At 60.5% G+C, this 24159-nt stretch carries 27 protein-coding genes; 17 read left to right on the forward strand and 10 right to left on the reverse strand.

What is annotated here, in order from left to right; genetic code table 11:
* The first annotated feature begins 64 nt into the window (after nt 1–64).
* The 4 genes from OXR08_RS09040 (at nt 65) to OXR08_RS09055 (ending at nt 4022) form a co-directional block, all read left to right on the forward strand.
* Nucleotides 65–505, forward strand: a complete 441-nt coding sequence (locus OXR08_RS09040) for a hypothetical protein (protein WP_267349380.1) — start codon at nt 65–67, stop codon at nt 503–505.
* Nucleotides 505–915 (forward strand): HK97-gp10 family putative phage morphogenesis protein, encoded by a 411-nt coding sequence (locus OXR08_RS09045; protein WP_267349381.1) that lies wholly within the window; start codon nt 505–507, stop codon nt 913–915. Before OXR08_RS09040 ends, OXR08_RS09045 begins: the two co-directional genes overlap by 1 nt.
* The gene (locus OXR08_RS09050; RefSeq protein ID WP_267349382.1) at nt 912–3611 is read left to right on the forward strand and encodes a tape measure protein; all 2700 of its coding nucleotides are present in this window, start codon (nt 912–914) and stop codon (nt 3609–3611) included. Before OXR08_RS09045 ends, OXR08_RS09050 begins: the two co-directional genes overlap by 4 nt.
* Before the next feature lie 249 nt (nt 3612–3860).
* Nucleotides 3861–4022, forward strand: a complete 162-nt coding sequence (locus tag OXR08_RS09055; RefSeq protein ID WP_267349383.1) for a hypothetical protein — start codon at nt 3861–3863, stop codon at nt 4020–4022.
* A gap of 825 nt (nt 4023–4847) precedes the next feature.
* On the opposite strand, the gene OXR08_RS09060 is transcribed toward OXR08_RS09055, so the two are convergent.
* The gene (locus OXR08_RS09060) at nt 4848–5036 is read right to left on the reverse strand and encodes a DUF6771 family protein (RefSeq protein WP_267349384.1); all 189 of its coding nucleotides are present in this window, start codon (nt 5034–5036) and stop codon (nt 4848–4850) included.
* Nucleotides 5037–5600: 564 nt separating this feature from the next.
* Between OXR08_RS09060 and OXR08_RS09065 the strand changes: the two genes are divergently transcribed.
* From OXR08_RS09065 to OXR08_RS09075, 3 genes are all read left to right on the forward strand, one after another.
* Nucleotides 5601–6524: a phosphatase PAP2 family protein gene (locus OXR08_RS09065; RefSeq protein ID WP_267349385.1), complete on the forward strand. Its 924-nt coding sequence runs from the start codon at nt 5601–5603 to the stop codon at nt 6522–6524.
* Nucleotides 6511–6978 (forward strand): sterol desaturase family protein, encoded by a 468-nt coding sequence (locus OXR08_RS09070; protein WP_267349386.1) that lies wholly within the window; start codon nt 6511–6513, stop codon nt 6976–6978. The genes OXR08_RS09065 and OXR08_RS09070 overlap by 14 nt, the downstream gene beginning before the upstream one ends.
* A gap of 125 nt (nt 6979–7103) precedes the next feature.
* On the forward strand, nt 7104–7712 hold the full coding sequence (locus tag OXR08_RS09075; RefSeq protein ID WP_267349387.1) for a fatty acid desaturase: 609 nt from the start codon (nt 7104–7106) through the stop codon (nt 7710–7712).
* Here OXR08_RS09075 and OXR08_RS09080 read toward each other — a convergent pair.
* The 4 genes from OXR08_RS09080 to OXR08_RS09095 all read right to left on the reverse strand — a co-directional run bounded on the left by OXR08_RS09080 (nt 7678) and on the right by OXR08_RS09095 (nt 12944).
* Nucleotides 7678–8775, reverse strand: a complete 1098-nt coding sequence (locus tag OXR08_RS09080) for a glycosyltransferase (RefSeq protein ID WP_346731893.1) — start codon at nt 8773–8775, stop codon at nt 7678–7680. The two genes, OXR08_RS09075 and OXR08_RS09080, sit on opposite strands and share 35 nt — an antisense overlap.
* A 352-nt stretch (nt 8776–9127) precedes the next feature.
* A complete protein-coding gene (locus OXR08_RS09085; protein ID WP_267349389.1) occupies nt 9128–9262 on the reverse strand; it encodes a hypothetical protein in 135 nt (44 codons plus the stop codon).
* Nucleotides 9263–9354: 92 nt separating this feature from the next.
* The gene (locus OXR08_RS09090; protein WP_267349390.1) at nt 9355–11697 is read right to left on the reverse strand and encodes an EAL domain-containing protein; all 2343 of its coding nucleotides are present in this window, start codon (nt 11695–11697) and stop codon (nt 9355–9357) included.
* A 98-nt stretch (nt 11698–11795) separates the two neighbouring features.
* Nucleotides 11796–12944: a plasmid recombination protein gene (locus OXR08_RS09095; protein ID WP_267349391.1), complete on the reverse strand. Its 1149-nt coding sequence runs from the start codon at nt 12942–12944 to the stop codon at nt 11796–11798.
* 547 nt (nt 12945–13491) lie between these two features.
* Between OXR08_RS09095 and OXR08_RS09100 the strand changes: the two genes are divergently transcribed.
* From OXR08_RS09100 to OXR08_RS09130, 7 genes are all read left to right on the forward strand, one after another.
* On the forward strand, nt 13492–13869 hold the full coding sequence (locus OXR08_RS09100) for a hypothetical protein (RefSeq protein ID WP_267349392.1): 378 nt from the start codon (nt 13492–13494) through the stop codon (nt 13867–13869).
* 4 nt (nt 13870–13873) lie between these two features.
* Nucleotides 13874–14491: a hypothetical protein gene (locus tag OXR08_RS09105; protein ID WP_267349393.1), complete on the forward strand. Its 618-nt coding sequence runs from the start codon at nt 13874–13876 to the stop codon at nt 14489–14491.
* Between the two features lie 3 nt (nt 14492–14494).
* Nucleotides 14495–14911 (forward strand): hypothetical protein, encoded by a 417-nt coding sequence (locus OXR08_RS09110; protein ID WP_267349394.1) that lies wholly within the window; start codon nt 14495–14497, stop codon nt 14909–14911.
* 34 nt (nt 14912–14945) lie between these two features.
* Nucleotides 14946–15188, forward strand: coding sequence for a hypothetical protein (locus OXR08_RS09115; RefSeq protein WP_267349395.1), 243 nt, complete (start codon nt 14946–14948; stop codon nt 15186–15188).
* Nucleotides 15185–15406 carry a hypothetical protein gene (locus tag OXR08_RS09120; protein ID WP_267349396.1) on the forward strand — a complete coding sequence of 74 codons (222 nt, stop codon included), beginning with the start codon at nt 15185–15187 and terminating at the stop codon, nt 15404–15406. Before OXR08_RS09115 ends, OXR08_RS09120 begins: the two co-directional genes overlap by 4 nt.
* Nucleotides 15406–15678, forward strand: coding sequence for a hypothetical protein (locus tag OXR08_RS09125; protein ID WP_267349397.1), 273 nt, complete (start codon nt 15406–15408; stop codon nt 15676–15678). The genes OXR08_RS09120 and OXR08_RS09125 overlap by 1 nt, the downstream gene beginning before the upstream one ends.
* Before the next feature lie 127 nt (nt 15679–15805).
* Nucleotides 15806–16261 carry a hypothetical protein gene (locus OXR08_RS09130; protein ID WP_267349398.1) on the forward strand — a complete coding sequence of 152 codons (456 nt, stop codon included), beginning with the start codon at nt 15806–15808 and terminating at the stop codon, nt 16259–16261.
* Between the two features lie 24 nt (nt 16262–16285).
* Here the strand turns inward: OXR08_RS09130 and OXR08_RS09135 are convergent, their stop codons facing one another.
* Complete coding sequence (locus OXR08_RS09135; protein WP_267349399.1) at nt 16286–17020, reverse strand: hypothetical protein; 735 nt, start codon at nt 17018–17020, stop codon at nt 16286–16288.
* A 251-nt stretch (nt 17021–17271) separates the two neighbouring features.
* Nucleotides 17272–17919, reverse strand: a complete 648-nt coding sequence (locus tag OXR08_RS09140) for an SOS response-associated peptidase family protein (protein WP_267349400.1) — start codon at nt 17917–17919, stop codon at nt 17272–17274.
* Between the two features lie 519 nt (nt 17920–18438).
* Here OXR08_RS09140 and OXR08_RS09145 point away from each other — a divergent pair.
* Both OXR08_RS09145 and OXR08_RS09150 read left to right on the forward strand, forming a co-directional pair.
* Nucleotides 18439–18801, forward strand: a complete 363-nt coding sequence (locus OXR08_RS09145) for a response regulator (RefSeq protein WP_267349401.1) — start codon at nt 18439–18441, stop codon at nt 18799–18801.
* Nucleotides 18802–19483: 682 nt separating this feature from the next.
* A complete protein-coding gene (locus OXR08_RS09150) occupies nt 19484–19882 on the forward strand; it encodes a VOC family protein (protein WP_112381244.1) in 399 nt (132 codons plus the stop codon).
* A 218-nt stretch (nt 19883–20100) separates the two neighbouring features.
* Here the strand turns inward: OXR08_RS09150 and OXR08_RS09155 are convergent, their stop codons facing one another.
* From OXR08_RS09155 to OXR08_RS09165, 3 genes are read right to left on the reverse strand one after another with little or no spacing between them, the layout of a single operon-like run.
* On the reverse strand, nt 20101–20355 hold the full coding sequence (locus OXR08_RS09155) for a hypothetical protein (protein ID WP_112381245.1): 255 nt from the start codon (nt 20353–20355) through the stop codon (nt 20101–20103).
* Nucleotides 20356–20359: 4 nt separating this feature from the next.
* Nucleotides 20360–21151, reverse strand: coding sequence for a DNA/RNA non-specific endonuclease (locus OXR08_RS09160; protein WP_267349402.1), 792 nt, complete (start codon nt 21149–21151; stop codon nt 20360–20362).
* Nucleotides 21152–21203: 52 nt separating this feature from the next.
* The gene (locus OXR08_RS09165; protein ID WP_240313362.1) at nt 21204–21491 is read right to left on the reverse strand and encodes a hypothetical protein; all 288 of its coding nucleotides are present in this window, start codon (nt 21489–21491) and stop codon (nt 21204–21206) included.
* Nucleotides 21492–21775: 284 nt separating this feature from the next.
* Between OXR08_RS09165 and OXR08_RS09170 the strand changes: the two genes are divergently transcribed.
* On the forward strand, nt 21776–24016 hold the full coding sequence (locus OXR08_RS09170) for an EAL domain-containing protein (protein WP_267349403.1): 2241 nt from the start codon (nt 21776–21778) through the stop codon (nt 24014–24016).
* The last annotated feature ends 143 nt before the right edge of the window (nt 24017–24159 follow it).

The raw sequence follows: 24159 nt of genomic DNA on the forward strand, positions 1-24159 counted from the left end.
GTGCCTAACGGCGGTAAAACTCACCAACTTCTACCGGCACAACCGCTTCGAAAAGGAGCCGCCCGTGCACACGTCCATCAATCTCCCGCTTGGTGATGACACCTTCAAGTTCAAGCTGGGGCCAACAGAATTCGCGGCGCTGGAGAGCGGCGGACCTCATCCCGACGGTAACGCTTGGGACCGCAATCGCCGCCCGATCCTGATCGGCGAGGCATATGCCCGCATCTTACAGGGGCGTGCCATTATTGAAGGCAAAAATGAGGGCGTGCCGGGATATGCTGCATTCTCTGCGACGGAGTTGGACACCATCATTGTTATGGGACTGCTCGGTGGTGGCGGCAGCACCGATGGACAGATTACGTGGAAAGAGTACGACGTTTACGCTTGGATGAAGCGGGACGTTTACCCCCTGCCGCTGGTTGATCGCTGGCGAATGGCGTTCCTGATCCTCTCTGCATGCGTCGAAGGTATTCCTTACGACGTGTACCAGCGGACCGCAGCCTGATGGCCCGGCCGTTTACTCAGCGGCTGCGTGGCCTTCCCGCAGCGATCAAGCGCGACGTCGCCCGGATCATGGAGGTCGCGGCGCAAAAGATCGTGGTCGAGGCGCAGATCAGCATTACTGAGGGTGCCGTATCGGGCCGCAATCACGTGCCCTCGACTCCGGGCCAGCCGCCTAATGCTGACACGCATTTTCTGGCAGATAATATCCGGATGCATCGTCGTGCCCCGCTAGACGTCGATATCGTCTCGGAGGCGCCTTACTCGACGGACCTTGAGAACGGCACATCGAAGATGCAGGCGCGCCCCTTCATGCGCCCGGCGATCGAGAAGAAGCGGCGCGAGGTGGCCGACTTCCTTCAGGCCGCGGCGATGGAGGCGATACGCCGCCACCTGCGGGGTAGCGGTCAATGACGACGATCGTCGACCAGACCGTCATTCAGCTTCTAGCTCGAACAGACCGGCTCGAACGGCAGCTGCTTGATGCCCAGCGCGTGCTCGACCGTCGCCTCGGCGGCATGGAGTCACGCGCCTCGCAGTTCTCGGGCAAGTTGAACGCCGCTCTTGGCGCGGTCAGCGTCGCCGCCTTGGCCAAGGAGCTGTCTGGCCTCAGCGATGCTTCCAAACAGATCGAAGCGCAGCTTCAGCTTGCTACGGCGCAGTTCGGCACGTTCGGCAAAGGTCTGGAGGACACCCGGCGTATTGCCCTATCGACCCGCACGTCGCTGGAAGAGACCACAAAACTATACGGCAACTTCATCCGGGCAGCGCAGGATCTGGGCGGCAGTCAAGAGCAAGCCGCGCGTGCCACGGAGACGTTCTCGAAAGGCCTGAAGATCGGCGGCGCTTCGTCTGAGGATGCCGCGAACGCTACCCGTCAGTTCAGCCAATCACTGGCCGGCGGCATCCTGCGCGCCGAAGAGTTCAACTCGGTGGTGGAAGCGTCGCCCCGTGTCGCGCGCCTGTTCGCTCAAGGTCTGGGCACGTCGATCGGCGGGCTGCGGAAGCTGGTGAACGAGGGCAAGGTTTCTGCCCAGCAGCTGTTCGCTGTCCTCAACGATCCTGCGATCTACGCCCAGATTGACGCCGAGTTCAAAAAACTGCCGACGACCTTTGGCGATGCAATGCAGGGGATCGAGAATGCGGCGATCATCACCTTTGGTGGGTTCGATCGAGGCGGCCAGTTCTCCCAGGCGCTGCTCAACTTCCTGTCGGACGGCACTACGACGTTCTCCACCCTGGAAGATGCCGCTGCTGCGTCGGGCATCGAAGCACGAGCCGCGTTCGACGGCCTTAAAGGCGTGTTCGAGCCTCTGCTGACGGAAGCCCAGGGCGTATTTGGGGGTATTCGGTCCGAGGCCAATTACACCCGCGACACGATCGCGTCGCTGCTGGGCGTGGTCGACAGCGTGACAGGCGCCGCTGCCAAGCTGGGCAACGCGATCAACGACACCGGGACCGGAATACGCAACGGCTTCGCTTCGAAGGTGCCGATCCTCGGTGGCCTCCTGATGCGGCAACAGACACCCCGCATCGCGGCCACCAACTTCTCCGGTGACTTCGTTCGCGGCTTCGACTCGTCGACCGAGTACGGACGTGCGCGCGAACACGAGCGCAGGCTGAAGGCATTCCTACCGAACCCCGTCGACGAGAACGGCAACATCCTGCTCAATCCGTTCGCCAAACGGCAAACGACGCGTCCGGTTACGCCAGACGCGAAGAAGGGCAAGACCAAGCGCAGCCCCCTCAACCCTGATACCTTTCCCCAGGAACAGGCGCGGCTGGAAGAGGACATCCTGCGCGCCCGTCAACAGGAAGCTCAGACTGCCGAAGACGCAGCTCGGGTTGAACTCGACCGTGTGGACAACGCCCGGCAGAAGGCAGCCGATCGGATCGACAGCGACAAGCGGCTGACCGACGCGGAGAAGAAGCAGCTTATCGCGTTGAACAGCCTCGCGCAGGCTGCCGAACGCGCCGCTGTCATTCGTCGGCGCGATATTGAGGTGGAGGAACGCACCTCCGCTGCTCTGCGCCGTGAACATCAGTCGGTAGAGGCGCGCAATCGCAACGCCCAGGACACGGTGCGGTCGCAGATCGATCTTGCAGCGACAGCCCGCGATCGGCTGGATCTGGAACAGCGTCTGCTAACCCTCGCTCAGCAGCAGGAGCGTGTAGACCAAGAACAACTCATTGCCGACCGCCAGCGCATCCTCAACGATCCGAACGCGACGCCCGAAGCAAAGGCCGCGGCCCGTTCTGACATTGGCGACGCACAGGCTCGGATTGCCGGGCAGGACGAGCGGTTTGGTAACGAACGGAAGGCGCTCGAACGGCGCTATCAGGGTCCGCTCAGCGATTATGCCGATAGCGTCCGCGGCACCGTCGGAGACATGGATCGCGCGCTTGAAGGCGTCCAGGCCAACGGGCTTCAGTCGCTTGAAGATGGGTTGGCAGACGTTCTGAGCGGCACACGCAGCGTATCAGACGCCTTCTCCGACATGGCGACCAGCATCATTGCTGACATAGCCCGTATCGCCATCCGTCAGGCGGTGATTGCACCGATCCTACAGTCCATGGGTCTGAATGCGGGTGAAACTGGTGCTGGCGGCAGCAACGGGCTTGTAGCCGGTGATGGTGCGAACGGGTTGGGTCGCTTTCTTGGCGGGATCGGTCGGGTGTTCGGTTTCGCAGAGGGGGGCCAAATCCGCGGGGCCGGCACCGGTCGTTCGGACAGCATCCTTGCGCGGGTGTCCAACGGCGAGTTCATCGTGAACGCCGCTTCAGCCGCTAAGCATGGCGCCATGCTGGAAGCAATCAACGCTGACCGTATCCCCCGGTTTGCGGATGGCGGCTTTGTGATGCCGGCTCCTCAGGTAGCCATCCCCACCGGGGCCAACATGCAAGCGGCCCGTGCGCCAATATCTGCGGGCGAACGTCATTTTCACATCAGCGTCGATGCGCGAAATAGCGTCACCCCGACCGGCTTCGCACGTGACCTCAGTAGCCTGATCCTCAATCAGGCGGCCCAGATGGATCAGGCTGCGGCGACACGGGTGGTGAAGGAAATGCCAGGCAAGCTCAGCCGCTATCAAAGATTGGGCACGATTTGACATGCCGAAACCGAGGAAAAAGCCTGCCGATTTCCGCGCTCGATTCATTGAATTGGGATGGGGCGGCATCGTCGCGCACTACGGCACCGACTGGCGTGTGGTGGAACGATGGATGCGAGAAGATGGGAGGGACAGCTTGATTGCTGCCAGATCTGACTTCGTGGCGCGCCGCCGGTTCGTTCATCGGCTCAGCCGACTGATCCGGGAACGCGCACCGATTTCAATCAGAGTTGAAATGGAGAATAGATTATGAGCGATACCCAAGAGCTAGCCGCCAAGGTCGAGGCGCTGACCGCCCGCGTTGCCGAGTTGGAGAAGAACGGGCCGGGACGGATTGCCACTACACCACGACGATTTGCCGCTGACATCATGCAAACGATCAATCGTGTGCAGCGCCTCGGGGCAGCATGAACTACAGCTTGGCCGTTCCTAATCGGGCGGTCACGTCACTCTTTGCAGGAGAGGCCGACGCTTTCCGCTTTTGCGGGATCGCAACCGCCTGCCGTCAGCTTGGGCGGCACCAGCGACTTACCTTCACATGCCGGCCACAAGCTGTCGAACCCGGCTTGCAAGCCTATCGCTTCTGTTGACGAACCCGGCCCTGCGCGTGGGTCAATCGTCGCAAAGCCTTCGCTAGGGACGGCAACAAACCGCCTGTAGCCGTCGTACGCCCCGAGCCTGTTCGTAGAATTCACCTCGCCACAGATGATGCGGCCCTTGTTTCCGTTGGAGGCGGTGGCCTCAACCGATCGCACCTGCTGGAAGCGGGCCGTACTGGCGTCAGGAAGTACCCTCTCCAGCGACCGCCGCGCTTCAACCTCTTCAAGCATACTGGACGATGCCCCGCAGGCTGAGAGCGCAAACCCAGCCAGAATGATGGACCGTGCGATTACTATCATCCGCGATTGGTGCCCCCATTCTTGCGACGTTTCAACGTTCCGTCACCCCCTCAGCCGACGGTGAAGCCGTTTCCACTCATCCTCCGATTCACCCCAACGTGGGAATGTCGGCGCCTTTGGCGTGGGCGAGATCATTGCGGGTCGGCCGCCACATTGCGAGCACCGCAACCAACGCGGGAGGACTTCAAGCGCGGTCGGTTTTCTGTGGAGGAAACACCAGCGCGCAAACCGTTCACGATGGACAACACCAACTCGCCCACAGCTACGGCAGTGACAGGCGAGATTGGCGTCGTGACGGCAGAAGTCGGCCAGCTTCGTAAATGTGGCTCGTCCCACTTCACAGGGGTAGCCGGAGCTGATTGTGGTCGATGATCGGCGTGGGGTTGATCCGTTCGCAGATCGTCAGGGCCAATTCCTTGGCCGCTTGCTCCCGGATGTGTTCGGTTGGGGCAGTCAGACCAACGCGCGCCCATCCCGCCGAGGTGAGCAGCGCATCGGTGATCTGGGTCGGGTCGATGCTGTCCATGCGTGAAATAGAACAAATCAAGAACGATTCGGCAAGGGCTTGTTTACGGGTGCGGCGATAGCGGAGGTTCGATGGGGGGCCGCGCGATATGGAGTCGTTAAAGGTGTTGGCAGGTGCGGCGATAGGCGGCGTGATCGTGGGCGGCGGATCAATTTCGGCTACGCCAGCCGGATGCTAAGCTGAATCCTAGGCAGATACAGCGCAATCGCCGCCCACGCTTCATCTGCCAACCAGAGCAGTGTCACGCCTCGCCCTTGATGATCCACGCGCAAATAAATCAGCAGCGCTCGCGTTGCTTAATCCGCTGATGGAGTGTCAGCCGTAGGATAAGCACGCAATTTTTCCCCAGACCAACACGAAGTGCCTCTGGGTGCGCAGCTGCGCCGATCTGCACAGTTCGAATTGGGCGTCATTTGCCTCGGACCTGGGCAATTTCGGCTTTTGCCGCACTGCGCCTTTTTACGACATGGAAAACTCGCGGACGAGGCACGGATTTGGCGCGCGCGCGTTCAGCGCTCGATGCCTTCGATTACGTCTCCGCCTCAACGCTTCGAAGGTCCATGGGTGCTGATTGCCGCGCTCGCAATCACCTGCGCGTTTGCGAGCTACGGCGTAGGATTTCACTTCGAGGGATTAGCACTTCCGGGACTATCTCTGCTCCTGCTGACGGGGGCTATGATAATCGGCAGGGTTACAGATCGGCCGCGGTTATATGCTGGTGCAAGCGCATTCCTGCTCATGTCGCTTTTCACGATCTTAGGCGTGATACTATCCTATGCCTTAGCGGCACGAGCTGGCGCTTTGTGGGATGGTGACTTCGCCCGCGCCGATCGGTACCTCGGCTTTGATTGGCCTGCCGTACTGACTGCCGCCGATGATGCACCCGTCATGCTTTGGATCGGAGGCGTTGCGTATCATAGCCTTCCGCTACAGATGGTCGTGTGCATTGTCGCGCTGAGTGGGACAGGTAAGGTGGCGACACTTACAACTGCCGTAACTGCAGCGATTATCAGCGGCTTTGTAACCATTCTTGTCTCGGGCCTTATGCCGGGCACGGGATACATCTTCGATCCCACCCAATACACCAATCTTTGGCCATCCGTTGCCTGGATAGAGCGGGAGATGATCGCAGGCCTCCGGGATGGAAGCTGGCGAACGGTGGATCTCACGCAGCTTTGGGGCATTGTGACATTTCCTAGTTACCACGCGACGCTGCCCATCATTTTAGCCTGGGGGCTTCGTGAATTGCCTTGGCTGCGGATCATAGCTCCGATCTGGGCAGGTGTAACGATCATAGCTACCCCCCTCTTCGGCGGACATCATGGCGTTGATGTCATTGCGGGTATAGCGATCGCTCCCATCGCCCTATTCACTGCATCTTCGAACGCTTGGCGGAATCTTCACCTGATCCGTAAGTGGCCCGACGCGGGCAATCCGTATGATACGGTACGAACGGTAACATCGAGACCTGCCAATGTCTTGGATTGAAAAGCTCGCGCTCGTCATAGGCGCGGTCATCGCGATGGAGGCCTTTGCTTGGGCCGTTCACAAGTACATCATGCACGGTTGGGGCTGGGGCTGGCACAAGTCTCATCACGAACCTCATGATAGAAAAATCGAGAAGAACGACCTTTACGCAGTGACGTTCTCCTTGATCGTCATCGCCATGTTCGTCGCAGGTGTGGAGGTCGAACCCTTATGGTGGCTGGCGGTCGGCATCACGATCTATGGCGCCCTCTATGCGATCGTGCACGACGTGCTTGTTCATCACCGGTTTGGCCCTCGGTGGGTTCCACGCCATGGCTACGCAAAGCGTCTCCTGCAGGCGCATCGGCTGCACCATTCGATCAAGGGAAAGGATGGGGGCGTCAGCTTCGGCTTCCTGTTCGCCGAAAGCCCTGCCCGCTTAAAGCGTAGAATCGCAGAACGGGCACACCGATGACTCCAGCCCGCCGGCACATCAACACCAGCCTGCTACTCGCAGGGGCGATCGCTACCGCTTGGTTGCTGATACACCTCGGTTGCATCTTTTTATGGACGTGGAGGCTCGAAACAGTTCCGATAGCCGTGGCAATCATCATGCTGCAAACTTGGCTCAGCACCGGCCTTTTCATCATTGCGCACGACTGCATGCACGGCTCGCTCGCTCCCGGCCGGCGTCGCTTAAATACGATGATAGGTACCATCTGCCTGGCAGCCTATGCCGGTCTGTCCTACCGCGTCTTGTACCCGAAACATAAAGCTCATCATCGAGCGCCCGGAACGTCAGCCGATCCAGATTTCAACGCTGCTGAACCGCGACGTGCGTGGCCATGGTTCGTCTGCTTCTTCATGAACTATTACACGCATGGCCAGATCGTGCGGATCACCGCGGCTGCCATTGTCTACATGCTGTTCGGCGCCTCGCTGGAGAACATAGCTGCGTTCTGGGCAGTACCGGCACTTCTTGCTTTGGCTCAGCTCTTCGTCTTTGGCACCTATCTGCCGCATAGACATGGAGAAGCCGCCTTCGCCGACCGTCACCACGCCAGGAGCAACGATTGGCCAGCCTTGGCATCACTGCTGACCTGCTTTCATTTCGGTGCCTACCACCACGAACACCACCTAAGCCCGGGCACCCCATGGTGGCGGCTGCCTTACATCAGGGCAGCTTCGAAAGTGCCGCATCGACAATGACGGCAGCGCCAGAAGCCCCACCCCCCGCCTCCATCGCGACCGAAAGGCGTGACGCCATATCTCGGTAGGTTGGATCGTGAACCACTTCTTCTAATGCTTTCACCAGTGTCGCAACTGAAAGCCGTTGTGGCGAGATAACACGCGCAACACGGAAGTGGGCAAGGCGGGCTGCGGTCCCAGGCTGCTCGAATGCGATCGGCACCGCTACGATCGGCACCTTGGCCGCCAACGCATCGAGAACAGTGTTGAACCCGCCGTGTAGCACCGCAGCCGAGCAGAGACGGAGCAGCGTCTCTTGCGGCCAAAACGCTCGAACTAATGGGTTTCCCGGAAGAGAAGCCTCCTCTTCCGGCGTCAGGCCGCCACCATGTCCAATGACCGCGCGCGCACCGATCTCGGCACAAGCTTTGGCCATGATAGCAAACAGCTTTTTCCGTGCTCCCTGCAGCGATCCCAACGAGCAGAAGATCAACGGTTTATCGCCGTTAGGAGGATCAATCAAAGGGGCCGGCGAGTTTCGCCAAGGGCTTCCATAATGAAAATTAGGCGGCAAGTTCTGCCGGTCATAGTCGAGTATGCGCGGACATTGCGCGACATAGGCAAGCGGCTGATCAGCATCCTTGATTCCCCATGTCAGCCTACGCCGATGAAGCGTAGAGGCTATCGGGCGCATGAAAAAATGAGAGATGCGGTAGCCCCCGCGATTACGAAACCGTCCGAGCCGATCAGACCGATATCGCCAGCCTACAAATGGCGGCGGCACATTCTCTTCCTCGAGAAGCGGCAAACCTGTGACGCTGATGACGTAAGGAACACCTAGATGCTGTGCGATGATCGGTCCCGAAGGCTCGGCCGAGTCCGCGATTATCGCATCTGCCCCTATCCGCCGCAAAGCATCAGGCGCGAAGTCGAGCAGCCGTGCCGTCATATCGGCCGTACTTGCGATCATCCGCGTCAGGCCAACGGGACCTGTCGCGACAGCCAAGGTCGCAAGATAGTGGTCGAGCAATCCACGTGATGCACCATCTCGCAACGGCTCGAACGTCACAGCGGGAGCGGTCACGTACCTGACGACTTCGGCCGTATGGACGATCACTGGCTGATGACCCATCCCAGACAATTCGGCCGCGAGAACCTGAAGGGGGTTCAGATGTCCTGGGGTGGGCGGCGCTATGATCGCGATCTTACGAGGTCTTGTGCTCACGCGCGCCCTCTTGACCAGAACCGGGTCGGTGTCACCAACTCACGTCTAGGTGCAACCGGTTACAAAGCGCTCGAACAGGATATGCGGTGAATCGCATCGGCGCGCGCCATATGCTCGCTCCGACTAGAGCTGCCGCTGCCAAGCAACATTGCCGAGCACATAAAAGGCTGCCATCGATGAAACTGGAGGCTAACCAATTCATTGGGCGAGTCTAGTAGGACATCGCGGCTGTGCAACGCTCGCCGTCGTTCTCATCCACCCAGTAGATATTCTCTCCGAACGTCTCTTCCTCATAGGGGTAGAGGCGGTCCTCTCGCTGTAAAAGTTGCCCGCGCTTGTCGATCACGGTGATTTAAACGCGATCCAAATGACCGTCCCCTACGTATATCTACTGAATGTGTCAGAGCCCATGCAACGCCGGGTGCGCCGTTTGCTTGCTTAAGCTACTCGCTCAAGCCGTCCAAGCAATCGTTGTAGCGCTGCGGCCGGAACCGCTTCAGAGAACAGAAATCCCTGCAATTCATTGCACCCGGCTTGTTCCAGGAACGCACGTTGCAACCCTGTTTCAACACCCTCGGCGGTTACAATTAGCCCCATTGCATGTCCCAGCCGCACCACAGCGTGAATGATCGCTGCCGCATCTTCGGCCTCACCCAGCCGATGTATGAAGCTGCGATCGATCTTGATCTTGTCGACCTTGAACTTGCTCAAGTAGCTGAGGCTTGAATATCCGGTGCCAAAATCGTCGAGGGCGATGCGAAAACCAGCGCGGCGCAATGCGATCAGCGTCGCGCGCACCACCTCGTCATTGTCCAGCAGGACGCTTTCAGTCACCTCCAGTTCGATTTGCTGCGCACGTGCGCCGGCCGCGCGCACTATCGCGATCAACTCGGCCGCCAGCGTGCGCGAACGGAACTGCACAGGCGAAATGTTGACTGCGACAGACAGGTCCGGCCATGCCACCGCCACTTTACACGCGTCACGCAGTACGCGGCCAGTAAGTGCTCCGATCAGGCCACTTTCCTCTGCGACGTTGACGAAGGCGGCCGGCGCTAGCCATCCCCGACGCGGGTGCTGCCATCTCAGCAACGCCTCGACCCCAATTACGTGGGTGCCACTCCCGTCCATTTGGGGTTGGTAGTAGACGAGCAATTCGCTCTCACGCACGATTGCCGCGCGCAGATCCTCCTCAATTTCGCGGCGCAGCTTTACGCTCTCGTCCATATCGGCAAGGAAAAAGCGGTAGCCATTCCGCCCCTCCGCCTTTGCCCGGTACATCGCAATGTCAGCGGTCCGCATCAATTCGGTACGGTCACCCTGTGCGTCGCGGAAGCATGCGATACCGATGCTGGCGCCGATATGCACGTTCGCACCCAGCACTACGAATGGATCTTGGATCGCGGACACCATCGCGCCGGCGACAGCTTCTACTGCTGTTTCATCGATCCGCGGCCCCAACAGTACAGCGAATTCATCACCCCCCAACCGTGCCACCAGATCGCCCGGCAACACCAGCGCCTCAAGCCGCATTGCCACTTGCCGGATCAGGTGATCGCCGCCGAGGTGGCCGAGGGTGTCGTTCACCTGTTTGAAGCGGTCGAGGTCTATCAATAGCACCGCGCTCACGCCCTCTGGCGCGCCGGAGCCTAGCATTTCGTCGAGTACGGTGGCTAACCGTGCGCGGTTTGCCAGCCCAGTCAGCGTGTCATGATAGGCGAGACGGTGCGCCTGAGCCTCCTTCGCCTGCAACTCGAGATGCGCGACGCGCAACTGGTCGAGCGAGGCGGCGTCCTTGCGCATCAGTCGTCCGACGCCAGTAAGTAGTGCTGCGACCGTCGCCAACAGCCCGGCAAGGACGGCGGCGGCTGTCGGCACCATCGCCTTCCATACGGCCTGTCCGGGCCGATCCGGCCGCCACGCGAGCATACCGACAGGCTTGCCGTCCTCGCCTATCAGTGCAGCGCCGTGTTCCTCTCCGCTTAACCGCCCCACAGTGGCGCGCGCGCCGGCCAGTAGCTGGACCGACGCCAATTGCTGCACGAATGAACGGTCAAGATAGCGGACGCTCAGCAACAGCGGCGCTGGTCCTGGTGGCGCATCGCCATCGCTACCATCGGGGATGATCCGCATGACGCTGACCGCGGCTGGGCGGTCATTGACTGCCACAGTACTGGTGGCGTGGATGGCGCTTGGTGAGGTACGTACGGTCGCATGGTTGGCAAGCGGTTGGCCAGGCAGCCGCTCATGCCGATTCGCTGCGCGCTGCGTTCGCTCGCGGAGGACATCGATCAGCGGTGCGGCTGCGCGGGTATAGATTGCCGCAGCGTGGTGCGGCGACGCCAGCCGCACACCCTCCTGCATCATGTAGACCGGTATGTCGCGGGGCGAGAGAAGGATGTCGACGTCATGCGCAAAAACGTAGTTCAACCACGTGCCCGCATTGATGTCGATCCAGTCCCAGTTCGGCCGCGGCTTGTAGAGTTCGCGCAGCAGCGGACTCCAGATCGCCACTCCGGTCTGGCTCTGCGCCAACTCGTCGAGCGCATCGTCTAAGGCAAGCTGCGCCTCCTGGCTCTGCCGCTTGGCCGAAACCAAGTCCGCCTGCCTTGCCGCGGCATGGAGTGCGTAGAAGACTGTGGCCGTCAGCCCCAGCGCCAGCAACGCCACAGGCAACGCCACTGCGCCGATGAACCGCCACCGCGCGAGCGCGACCCCCTTATACCAATATGTGCGCAAGCTGCTGAACTCCCCGGCAATGCCATGCCGAAAAATCCTCAACATCCCATTGACGGTCGCCGGGTGGCGCTAATCGCCGCGATGAGCAAAGGGTGGAAGCTAAGAAGTGGAAACGCCTCTTCCAATGGCGCAATGGTGGCCGATCATCGCTCCCGTTTGGCACGATGCGCGGCCATCTGCTCCAACAGAACCGTATCCTCACCGAGGCCGGCATTGCCGATCGCGGTCGATATGCCACGCGAGGCCGTCAGGGCGGCCGCCTGCGTTTGCGTCAGCCGCTCCGACTCGACCTGGTCGAGCAACGCCACCAGACCGTCAGCGCGCGACCTGATGTCCGCGATAGCACGAAGCTGATCGGTCACCCGTGCCTGCATCTGACGAGCCTCGGTCAGCAGCCGGTCGGCTTCGCTCGCCTTGCGCCGGGCCTCCATTTCCACGGCTGCGGCCTTCGTCTCTCGCATCTTCAGCGATCGCTCGTGCAGTTCTGCACGGAGCAGGCGCTTGCCCAGCGCCTTCTCGCGTTCATCGAGAGCCGCCCGCTCGCGTTCGGCGCGCTCGGATTGTTCTGCCCACTGTGCGGCCCGAGCCTGTTCCTTCAGGGCGGCTTCCTGTTGGGCCTTCTGTCCCGCCGTCGCTGCCGTGGCTGCCTCACGCATCTTGGTCTCTACCTCCGCCACGACATCGGCATAGGGTCGGTACTTGCGCCCGCTCTTCTGTTCTCCACGGAACAGACCAAGCGGCTCGATCTCCGCGGCATATTCGTTGTGCGCGCGCTGATACTGTCCCGGCCCCGCGATCTCGCGGCCGTTGAGGGTCCAGCGCGGCCCGTCGCTCTGCCGGCGGCCGAACACCTTCTGCACCAGTGGCAGCAGGACCACGTGCAGGTGCGGGGTGAATTCATCGAGATGAAGAACCATCTGGACAATACGCGAGCTGCCCCAGATCTTCTTGGCCGCCAGGTAGGCACGGGCAACCCACTGCCAGAGCCGAGACGTGTGCTCCGCCTCGTCACCTTGCGTGAAGTAGGCGTGCGAGGCGGTCATGATCACCTCATACGCGATGACACCGTTCTTCCGGATGCCGGCGGGATCAATGCCGTGTTCGCACAGCGCCGCTTTCGTGTCGCTGACGAGGTCGGGCGATCCGATGATGTAGACGGGGCCGGGTGCTGCCGGGTCGCAGTGCGGCAGGGGCTCGCTGCGGGCATTGTGCCGCTGGGTTGCGGTCATCCGCTCCCACGTCTTGATGGGGCCACGATTGTCGAACGTCAGGACGCCATAGTGCTTTGCCATGCCACACCTCCCATGTGTGGCTATATGGTCTCAAAGGTGCGGCTAATACGCCATACCCCCCTCTGTCGATTTGTGACTTTTTTGTTGGCGGCGCCGAATCGCTAAGCCTAGTAGCGGTTTCAACGTCTTCGAAACGGCAGTCTACTCGCCAGCCCGCATACGGACGCCCACGCCTCCGGGGGCAGTATCGCCTTCAGCAAGAAACTGCACGCCAGCCGCTTCAAGAACACTCTGTATGGCGCATAGGTTGTTTGCGATCGGCGTGGACCGCTTCGCCTCGAAATTTCTAACCGTTGAAGGTCCGAGCTTGGCAGCGGCGGCCAGCTCCTCCTGAGACATACCAATAAGCGCGCGTCCCGCGCGACACGTGTCAGGGGTCAACATTTCAATGAGATAACGGAATGACGAAAATTGTGCAAGGTAACGGTTTTCGTTTGACCATGCTCATCACACCTGTATAACGGTTTTCGTTACACAGTGAGCCGAGCGGAGGATTAGGCCCCTCCACCCGGCTCTGACCGCAACCGATCTATTGAGGAGATCGACCATGGCTACTGCCGCGCATACCATCCTTGCGCCTGCCGTCCAGACGGCGGACTGCATCACCGTTCCCCAGCCTGCGAACGACACCGCACCTTGCTGGACCACCGACTGCCGCGCCCGCGCCATTCTCGCCAGCATGGCGACGCAGCCCCCAGCCGGTCAGTGGAACCGCACTCGCTACGGCTGTGACCGCGAGGAATTCTGGTCCTTCGTAGGCTTTCGCGTGGAATGCCTGGAGGCGATCCGCTGGGCCTATGGGCACGCTGCGCTGCTGCACATGGACCATACCGGTGAGGGCGAGGCGTTCCATGCCTTCTGCCGCTCGGTCACTGTCACCGCTGCGATCGATGCGATCATCGCCGCCGCCGGTCAGGAGGGCTGATCTGATGACCACCGAAACCACCCGCCGCGGGATCCTCGGGGGCGCTGGCCTCGCTGCTGCTGTGCTTGCCGTGCCGGCTCTGGCGACCACCGCCAATGCCGCTAACGATGTCAGCCACGAACTGACCCGCCTGATGCAAGCGGTTGCCGATGCAGACGCGGAATGCCAGCGCTATGACGAAGGCGTATGTGCCCCCGCAAGCAAGCGGTTTCACACGCTGTGCACTCAGGTGCCGCACGTCACTATTCCGTCGGATCGCGGCAATTACTGGCGGACCAGCAATCCTGACGCCATCAAGGCGGCGCGGCATTACAACAAGTTCGTCGCCCACCACGATGACCGGGCAATTCACCGGGCCCTCCTGGCCGCTCATCTGGAGCGTGAGGAAGCGCTAGACCGCATCCGCCAGCAGACCGGCATTGATGAGCACAATGCCCGCGTCAACGCGCTGTGCGACGCCGTAGCGGAGGCGCAAGAACAGGTCGCGATCTTCCCGTGCGCAACGGCGGCGGACCTGCACGCTAAAATCTCCTTCATGATCGAGAAGGAGATGGAAGATGGCATCCCCCGGCTTGAGCAGATCCTGACCGATGCTGCTCGCCTCGCGAACAAGGAGGGCTGATCGATGGTCGCTGTCGCTTCCCCCATTCGCCAGATGATGGCCGAGATCCAGCACAGCCTTGATGCTAGCGAGCGTCTGGAAAAGCAAACTCCCCCTGCACCCTGCGCGCAGGATCACCAGCAGCACTGGTCGCGCCGGATCGAACATTTGGAAGGCGCTGTGCTGGCCGAGGTGCCGCAATCACTTGGCGATGTCGTAGGCATCCTGAACTGCGCGACTACCTTGGTGGATCGCTTCGACGCGTTTACCGACATGACGGACTGGGAACGCCGTCGCATATTCGAAACCATCAAGGTTGCCGTGGGCAACTGTGTCCCGGTCCTGACGACCGCCGTTGAGGGCACCATCGAGTTGACGCGTAGCGAACTTGCCGAAGCGCGTCGCCTGACCAGCATCGGCCAGCAGCGGGAGGGACGCTGACATGGCAAGCGCTACCCCCCTTTCTGTATCCCGCTTGCTGCTGACCCGCCTCCGCGGGCTGTGGCGCCGGATCGAGCCCGGCCTTCAGATCGATCGCGATAACCTGATTGAACGGTGGGACTGCACCGGCGAGGGGCGCGCGACATGCGTGTCCTTCGAAGGATTCGGCATCACGTTCTCGCTGTTCATCGGCCGAACGCCTCGGTTCGCGCCCCATGAAGCGAGCGACCGGACCAACCAGCTCATCCGCTGGTATGCAGGAGAGGCACAGGCATGACGCCCGCACGCCCCTTCTGCCCCACCGCCTGGCTGCACAACCTCGTCCAGATCGGCGGCGGCTATGCCCTGGCATCCGGTCGCAAGCTGTGGCTGGTCGTGCAGGACTGTCCCGCGGACGAGCTGACGCCGCTCATGGCGCAGATCGTCGGGCACCCCGATCGTGCCGAGGCGCTGAGGATGACCATCGAGCGCCGTCAGAACGGGGAGTCATGCTGATGGGCCACACCGCCATCACGCCGCCGCCGGCTCCAACGAAAGCCATGCCGTGGCGTCGATCGCGCCGGCGGGCATGGCATCGGATGGACCGGCTGGCATCGCCGCACGCCATCCTTGCGGCCATCCCCTCGCTGCCTCGCGCCGAGCTGTCGCGACTCACCCACCGGATGATCGACCGCATGGACGAGATCGACGGCGATCCCGACGCCGAACCGATGCTGGACGACGACGAGGACAGCTACGACCACGAACAGGAGGAAGCGCACCATTAACCCGTTACCGGTTCAGCCGGCACGTCCCCGGCCGATCAAGCACCAGCCCGCCGTTCGCGATCGTCGAGCGGCGGGTTCTCCGCGTGTCCACCGCTTCAAGGACAGCCTTGCGCTGTCGGAGCGGTTCGTGGACGCGGATTGGTGGGAGCCGCTGTACAAGCGGGCATTCCCTACCCTCGCTTCTGCGGTGGCCGTGCGCGAGGACGGATGGGCACAGCGCGGCGGCATAGACCGGCTGCTGACCCTATCCTGCGGGCGGACCTACACGGTGGACGAGAAGGTTCGCATGCACGACTGGCCCGACGTGCTGCTGGAGCGCTGGTCAGACGAGCAACGCCGCGTCCCAGGCTGGATCCAGAAGCCGCTGGCTGCGGACTTCATAGCCTATGCGTTCGTTCCCGCCGGCATGTGTCTGTTACTGCCTGTGGTGCCGCTACAGCGGGCTTGGCGGCAGCATGGGCGGCGGTGGATCGGGTTGTACGGGACGCGGGCGGCGCAGAACCCCGGCTATGTTTCCGTTGGGGTGCCAGTACCGCGGGCAGTGCTGATGCAGGCGATTGTTGAGGCTATGTTCGTCAGCTAGGCGCCCCTTGATTCGGAGCACTATTTAGAAGACGGCATTTGCCGGAGGGGGTATTTGCGCCCAGCGTTGAGCGATACCTGCGCACGCTGCCTTCACCTCATTGAACCGATATACCGAATTGCTAGGCGCAATGTGGCATTCGCCAGTCCAAACGTCGACTACGGCGGTGATCTCTCGATCCGCATCGACATCGGCAAGACCCTGCTGAACCTTTGTGTTTAAGTAGCCCACGGCGATTGCTCCTTGCCAACATGCGGCTTCGGGTGGGAGTGCCTTGCCTTTAGAATACCGCAGAAAGCCCAAACCAATTTTTGGCACGTTGGTCTTCGTTGTGCGCTTCAATATGAAGTGTGGGGTGCATCGCAGTACAAACCCTTCAATATCAAGCGCCGACATCTTATCCCCAGGAAGGACCTCTTGCGCTTTTGCGGGTAGCGATGGCGTTGTTTCAAGGTAACGCTCAAGGTAATCTGCGTTATTTTCCGCCTTGTCGACTTCGAACGGGCTGCCTTGCAAGCCACTCTTCAGGATCGCGATCCGCCGTTCAATCAGGTCGGCGGACCTATCGCCACTTGACAAGTGCTCGATGATTGATTCACGAGCAGCGTCGTGCTGGATCGTTGGAGCAATCGGCGCATATTTCGAACGGGTCAGCAATGTGCGCTTCGCCTGCTCAGATGCAGTCATATAATCCGCCAGCATGCGTATCGACATGCCGGGAGTGAGGCGCAGGTTATGGGTCTTTTTAGTTTCCGGCATCAGAGTTCCTGAAGCTATGGCATCCCTATACTTTACCGGTACATCTTCGACGGGCAAGAGCCTGACATTGGCTCCAATGACGTCTCGGCGCGCCGCAGGGCTTGACCCTCAACCAATCGATTGGGCGGGATACTTTTTGTTCGAAGCATCAAACGATGGGGAACGCGTCATTGCGAGGGTCGATGATGACGACGCAGCGTTCAGCCTCGCTGGTTTGCTAGGAATAGGCTGACAGGCTTTTGCTGTATTGGTCAGCTATGTATTCTCGGTGAAGCCGGTTTACGCGTCGGAAACACCGGCCCCCTCACCTCCATCTGGTCAGCCGGATAGGGACGCTGAAGATCCAGCACGTCCTGATAGCTACCCGTCAGCCAGCGGTCCTGGTCGTCGGGGGCCAGAATCGTAATCATCGCCTTGGGGTGGATCGGGGCCACCAGTTCGTTCGCATCATAGGTGACCATCGCGAAATAGCGGGTGCCGGCGATCTCGCGCCAGAAGCCGGCGATGGCCATGATCGGCTGATCAGTGACCTTGAACCACATCTCGCCTTTGACTGGCCGGCCGCCGCCCACGTCATGCGTGTCGGGCGTCCATTCGCAAAACTCCGTGAGGGGGATCAGGCAGCGATTCTCTGGCTGCTCGGCCAGCCCGCGCCATTGCGGTAACTTCAGATTGCGCACGTTGGTCATCGGCCACGGCGCCTGCCCTGCTGTCACATCCCAGGCCATCACGTCGAGCCCACGCTTGGCACCCTCTGCTCGCACGACATAGGCGCGGGATTTGGGATACAGCTCTTTGGGGTTGAAGCGATTGTCTCGCGGCTTCTCGATCAGCCAGTCTGCGGAGAACCGCTCCAGCAGCGTTTCCGGCTCGCCTGCCATTCTTGCCCGATTACACATCGGCTTCGTCCTTCCACGCCAATTCCGCAGGCCGAACGATCCTCGATCGCCTTCAGGTTCCGTGAACAGGGGCAGTTCGAATTGAGGCCGGGACCATGGTGCTGTCCGTAGGCGACCCGGCCTCAAGAGACATCCATCGCCCACCAGAGCACGCGATCGACTGATGCGTCCTAGAGCCAAGGTATTGCCAAACTATGGCGTTCGCCAGCCGGAATAAGGCAGTCCGGGCCATCTCTGACAGGCGCTGCCCATCTGAAACGGCACGACGCAACGAAGGGCATGCGCGGTGCGGATCGCTCTTTGGCAGGCGCCGGCGCATCACTGCTGCTACCGCCACCGGCGGCCTCTGCTTCGCCATAGCCGCGATCAAGCCTTTACCTCGCTAGCCCAAAACGGCACACCGAAGCGCTTTTTTCAGCTGATCCTTATTGCGGAAGCGCGTCTTTTACTCAGTCAAAATGAACTAACGCTGGTCGAGCCGGGTTGTCAGCCCGAATTAATTTCGATCAGGAATCTGGCATGTGTCACGTCTTAATAATTGAAGATGAACCATTAATTGCAGATATAATAAGCGACATTCTGGCGATCAGCGGAGCCACTTCGTTCGATATAGCGCCCACGCAGCAGCAGGCAGTTGAGCTCGCAGCGCTCAACCGCCCCGCTGTTATCACATCGGATGTTCGCCTGCGCGAGGGTCGGGGACCTCTCGCTGTTGATGAAATCCACGATTCTTGTGGTGCGATCCCAACAATCTTCATCACAGCCATTCCTGATGAATGTGCGTCGTGCGATCACGCCGTCGAAATCATCTCCAAGCCGTTCACATGCCAAGCATTGCAGCAGGCTTTTGCCAAGGCGCAGGCAGCCGGCATGGGAATTTAATCCTACCTGGACGCCGAAGACTTCGATCAGCAGGTAATGAGATGCTGCCGTTAGTGCCGGTGAATCGATCTGCCTGTGCTATTTGAGTGCCTACGTTGCGACACATGGCGAACTTCGACGACACTTTGATCCCGAAAGCGGCGCAGCTTGCAACTTCGTGACGGTGTCTGCCGGAGGGTGTCGTGACCGAGACCTCGCGTTTTACGAACGCGACCTCGCACTGGTCCTGCACCGGCTATACGACACGGCCAATACCGACCACGCAGACGATCGTTCTCACGAGGAGACGACGAGCCGTGCGGTCGTGCTTCAATCTCGATCACAGCTAGCCGAACAACTCGTGACTGCGACATCCTTTATCGTGATAACTCATTGCAACGTTTTGAATGGAGAGCCTGGATGAAGTTGGCCATCGAGATTGTCAGCGTGTGGCTTGTGGTCTCGCTGCCGCTGGGCATTCTGTTCGGCCGCGCAATGGCGGCCGAGCGCTTGTTGATGACGCGCAGTGCTGACTGACGCTCGCATTGGACTGGGTCGTAGCCTCATAGATCTGGAGTGTCCGAAACCGCCCATAAGCGGTCGCGCGGATATTTCGACGACGCGGGGGTGACCGCGTCCTATGAGCCGGTTAGGTGAGAAGGCTAGTGGTGATCGGAAGTCGATCAGCCCAAGGAGAGCCCGTATGCTGTTTCACACCATGGTCGGATCGAACGACATTGAACGGTCGAAGCGCTTCTACGACACGGTGCTCGCGACTTTGGGGGCAGGCGAAGGGAAGCGGAACATCGCCGACAGTGGCCATACGCGGCTGATCTATAATAATGGCAACGGAACCAACTTCATTGTCAGCCAGCCGATTAACGACGAACCGGCAAGTGTCGCCAACGGCAGCACCGTCGCTTTTTCGTGCAACTCGCCTGAACAAGTGAAGCAGCTTCATGATACCGCGGTCGCCAACGGCGGCACCTCGATCGAAGCCCCGCCCGGCCCGCGTAACACGGCATCGCTGGGAACAGTTGAACTTGCCTATTTTCGCGACCCAGACGGCAACAAACTATGCGGAATTCATTTTCCTGCATGATCTGGTCGACACGGGTTCGCTTTTGATCCTAGCGGACCCGGATTTGCGATCGCGCGAGTGTCCGCTTCCCACCCAATCTCAGACATCCAGGTGGGTTAGCGACAGCGGTCGTTTATGAGTTCACGACCCGGGTGATGCGATCTGATCGCGGCCGTATGTAGGCCGCCGCCTTCGCTTGAAGCATGTGCCGCTACTTCGCGAAGTGCGGCAGCAGCAGATTACGCGAAGGGATTGGCTACTGTGTCTGACTGAACGTCGGGCGATTGCTCGACCTTATCCGGCAGATCGCCGCTCTCAAGCTCTTCGCAGAGCGCATCGGCCAACGCCCGAAGCGCCCTCGCCCGCTCCAGCCCAACCTTGTCGCGCGTGATCTCCAGCGAACCGGACAGCATGACGGCCTGGCTGCCGTTCTCCGCGGCGAGCTCACCGATCGAGGTGGAGGCACTGTCATCTGCAAACGGCTTCATCGTCATCTCGTCACCTGTCGCGCTTGGCGCGCTCGCGCCCGAAGTTGGAGAATGCCGGGACCTTGGCCTTGGTTGCAGCAGCAAGGCGGGGGAATGGATCGATGCCGGTCCTGCGGGTCAACTCGGCGATCGATACGACCTGCCAGCGAGGCGCTGCGGTGTTGGTGGCGATCCACGCACCAGCGCCCTGACCCGGCGCATACAGCGCCTTCCAGGTCGAAGTGGGCACCAGCACCCGCCCGTTAAGCGTCTTCAGCCTGGAGCCTTCATATAGCGGTCCGGTCACCACGTACGTGTCGCCCAGCGTGGTAGTCAGGCGGCGGACGTAGTTCTCCAAATCCGCCCAACTGTTGCGGTTCAGCCCGCCAGCTTGGGGCACCATGTTGGCAAGGCTGAAGCTCTCGTAGTCGGATGCAGCGTCCGTCATATCCCCCGACGGCGCCATGTGACCGCGGTCGAAACCGGAGCGGGCATAATCATCCAGACGTGCGCGATCGACGACACGTAGGCGTGTGTCGGGATGGAAACGATTGTCCCGCTGATCGTGCGCCTGAGCCGCTGCAATCGAGCCGCGCGTCAAGTGTTCGGCGGCGTAGAGCGGTGTACGGGTAACGCCGGAATGCAGAACGGCGAAGCGGCTGTTGCACAACTCCCGCGACGAGGGTGCCAGCTTGGCATTCACCAACACCGGAGCCGCACCATCGGCGAAATGCTCGGGGCATTTTGTCGCCGCAATGGCTGGCGCGGCCATCAGCATAACGGAAACCGCAGCAAGAGCAGCGATGCGATGCAGGGTGTTCAAGCGTGTCTCCGATCTGACAGGCGATGCGCGATGACCGCCTCCGCCTGAACGCTCAATGGCTGGCACGCCACGCTTTTACATCGGCGGCAGAAACGTCGTTAGCATAGCACATTGGCGCGTAACCGCCGGCACGATTGTAGGCGCTGCGCCGGCCGCACCGCGAGCCGTTGCGCGCCGAGTTGTAGGGACACGGGCAATTGCCTGGATAGCTGTCGATCGATTCGTCGATGACGCGCTGCTTGACCTGCGCGTCCGTCAGGCGCGCCTTGGCGTCGATGGAGCCCGATAGTGTGGCGCAAGACAGCAGGGCGAGCGCCCACACAAAGGGCTGTGAATGCATGATGGTATTCCCCCGAGGCGGCCCCTCCCTGGCGCCGCATTCACGAATACCGATACAGGCAAAAAATAAACAATTTCGGACGGAATATCCGTTAATATTCCTGACTTAATGGATGAGGCATGTACGCTGCCCTATCCTCCGTGCTCCATTGTATGCGACACGCTCACGACGGGCGCCTCTTGGTTCTCGCAGGCGTCGTCTGTGCAGCAGGGATCTATGCCTCCTTTGCTTTAGCGAAGCACGCCGCCCGCGCGGCAGGACGAACGCGCAGGCATTGGGGCTTGGTGAGCATCGTCGCCAGTGGCGCTACGGCCTGGGCAACCCATTTCATCGTACTCCTCGCCTTCCAGCCAGGTATGCCGGCCGCCTTCGAGCCTCTGCTCACGGCCATCTCGCTGCTTTGCGCGATCGGCGGTATCGGTGCCGGGGTATCAATCTCCATCCGTACGCGCCGTCGAGACCTGCAGTTTGCGTCCGGTTTGATCGTGGGAACAGGCGTAGCGACGCTCCATTACGTGGGGCAGGACGCTTACCTGGTGCAGGGGACGGTTTCCTGGAACCTGTGGCTGGTCATCCCTTCGATCCTAGCCAGCCTCCCAATTTCGGGAGCGGCGATGGTCGCGATCGCTCATCGCAACCGGCAGGTCCGCCTTGCAGCAGCCCCTCTTCTACTCTTTTCCATTGCTCTGCTGCACTTCTGCGGCATGGCGGCGATGTCGCTGCGCTTCAATCCCGCCGCACGATTTCCAGACACCGCCGTCTCGCCGCACGATATTACACCAGTGGTCGCTGGTGTGTCGCTGGCACTAATAGCCCTGGCCCTTCTGGGCTGGCGATTTGATCTGGCGGCCAAAGCCCGCTTACGCCAAGATCGCAGGCGCTTACGCGAATTGGCGGACGTCGCGTTGGAAGGCTTGCTGATTTGCAGCGGCGATCTGATCGTTACCGCAAATAATAGCGTCGAGCGGCTTGCCGGCCACGCATCGGGAACCTTGGCGGGAGGCCTCGTCAGTCAGCTACTACCTCAGATCGATATTGCGCAGCTCCCGGAACGTGAGGAGCGCGAAGGCGAACTCGTGACGGCGGACGGCACAACCATACCGGTTCGCGTTCTGCGTCAAGAAGTTGAGCTAGGACATCGGCTCCAGACGGTAATCGCTGTACGCGACCAGCGGGAACGCCTGCGCACCGAGGCCAAGATGCGGACGCTGGCGTTCCATGATGCCCTTACCGGTCTGCCAAATCGAACCCGCTTCTTCGACCTACTGGCGTTACAGGCCGCATCGCGGCGTAGCGACGATCAGAGCTTTGCCGTGCTGATGCTGGATCTCGATCGGTTCAAGCCGATCAATGACATGTACGGTCACGCAGCTGGAGATGCTGTTCTCACCATAGTCGCCGAACGGCTTAAATCCGTAATCCGTGAACAGGATGTGGTCGCACGATTAGGCGGCGACGAGTTTGCGGTGCTTCAGCCAAACGGATCAGAACCCGGTGCCTCCGAGGCTCTGGCGATGCGAATCATTCAGGCTGTGTCAGGGCGGCCGTTTCCGGTTGGAGGACATCCTGTACATCTTGCCGTGAGCGTCGGGATAGCCCGCGCCCCACAGGACGGCGACGATCCGGCCGAATTGATGAGCCACGCTGATTTGGCGCTCTACGCCGCCAAAGCCGCCGGTAAAGCGACGTATCGCCTATACGATGCCTCGCTCGACGAAAAAATGCGGGTCCGGCAAGCGCTGGAGGCCGGGCTCCGCTCCGCGTTGGAGGAACATCGCCTTGAACTGCACTATCAACCATTAGTCGACGCGAAAACGGGCGCTATTACCTCCGCAGAGGCGCTGGTGCGCTGGCATCATCCCGACCGTGGCTTGATCCCGCCGATTGAATTTATCGACATTGCGGAAGACACAGGCCTAATACTGCCACTGGGCAGATGGGTGCTGGAGACAGCGTGCACGGAAGCGATGACCTGGCCGCATCACATGAGCGTTGCCGTAAATCTCTCACCCGCGCAGTTTCGAGAGCCCGCATTAGTGGACGTGGTGGCAACTGCACTTACCCAATCCGGGCTAGATGCAAGTCGGCTTGAACTGGAAATCACCGAGGGAGTTCTTCTCGATGACGAGCTTCGCACTCTCGAGATATTGACCGAGCTGCGTAATCTTGGCGTCCGCATCTCAATGGACGATTTCGGCACAGGATATTCATCGCTCAGCTACCTCCGCAAGTTCCCGTTCGACAAAATCAAAATTGATCAGTCATTTGTCAGGCAGGTACCCGATGATGAGGAAAGTTCAGCAATCGTGAGGGCTATAATTACCATGGGGTCGTGTCTTGGCATGTCAACAACGGTAGAAGGTGTCGAGACGTGCGATCAATACAACTTTTCAGTTGCCGAAGGCTGCGACGCCATTCAGGGCTATTTGATAAGCAAGCCCCTTACCGGAGGCAACTTCGCCGACCTACTTTTGCGCGAAAGATCTCAGCCAAACCTGATACGAAACTCTATACACTGCGAATGATTAAGCCCGTCCAGCATCAATCCGCTGACAGATTTTTCTTTTAGCATCTATCGTCAGTGCTGCCGTCATTGAGGCGTATGCGACAGCGCCATCAGGCATCGGCTACATACCATCGAAAGCCGACCCCTTAGAATCGCGTCTCC

This window comes from Sphingomonas sp. GM_Shp_2 (assembly GCF_026540875.1).
GTDB lineage: Bacteria > Pseudomonadota > Alphaproteobacteria > Sphingomonadales > Sphingomonadaceae > Sphingomonas > Sphingomonas carotinifaciens.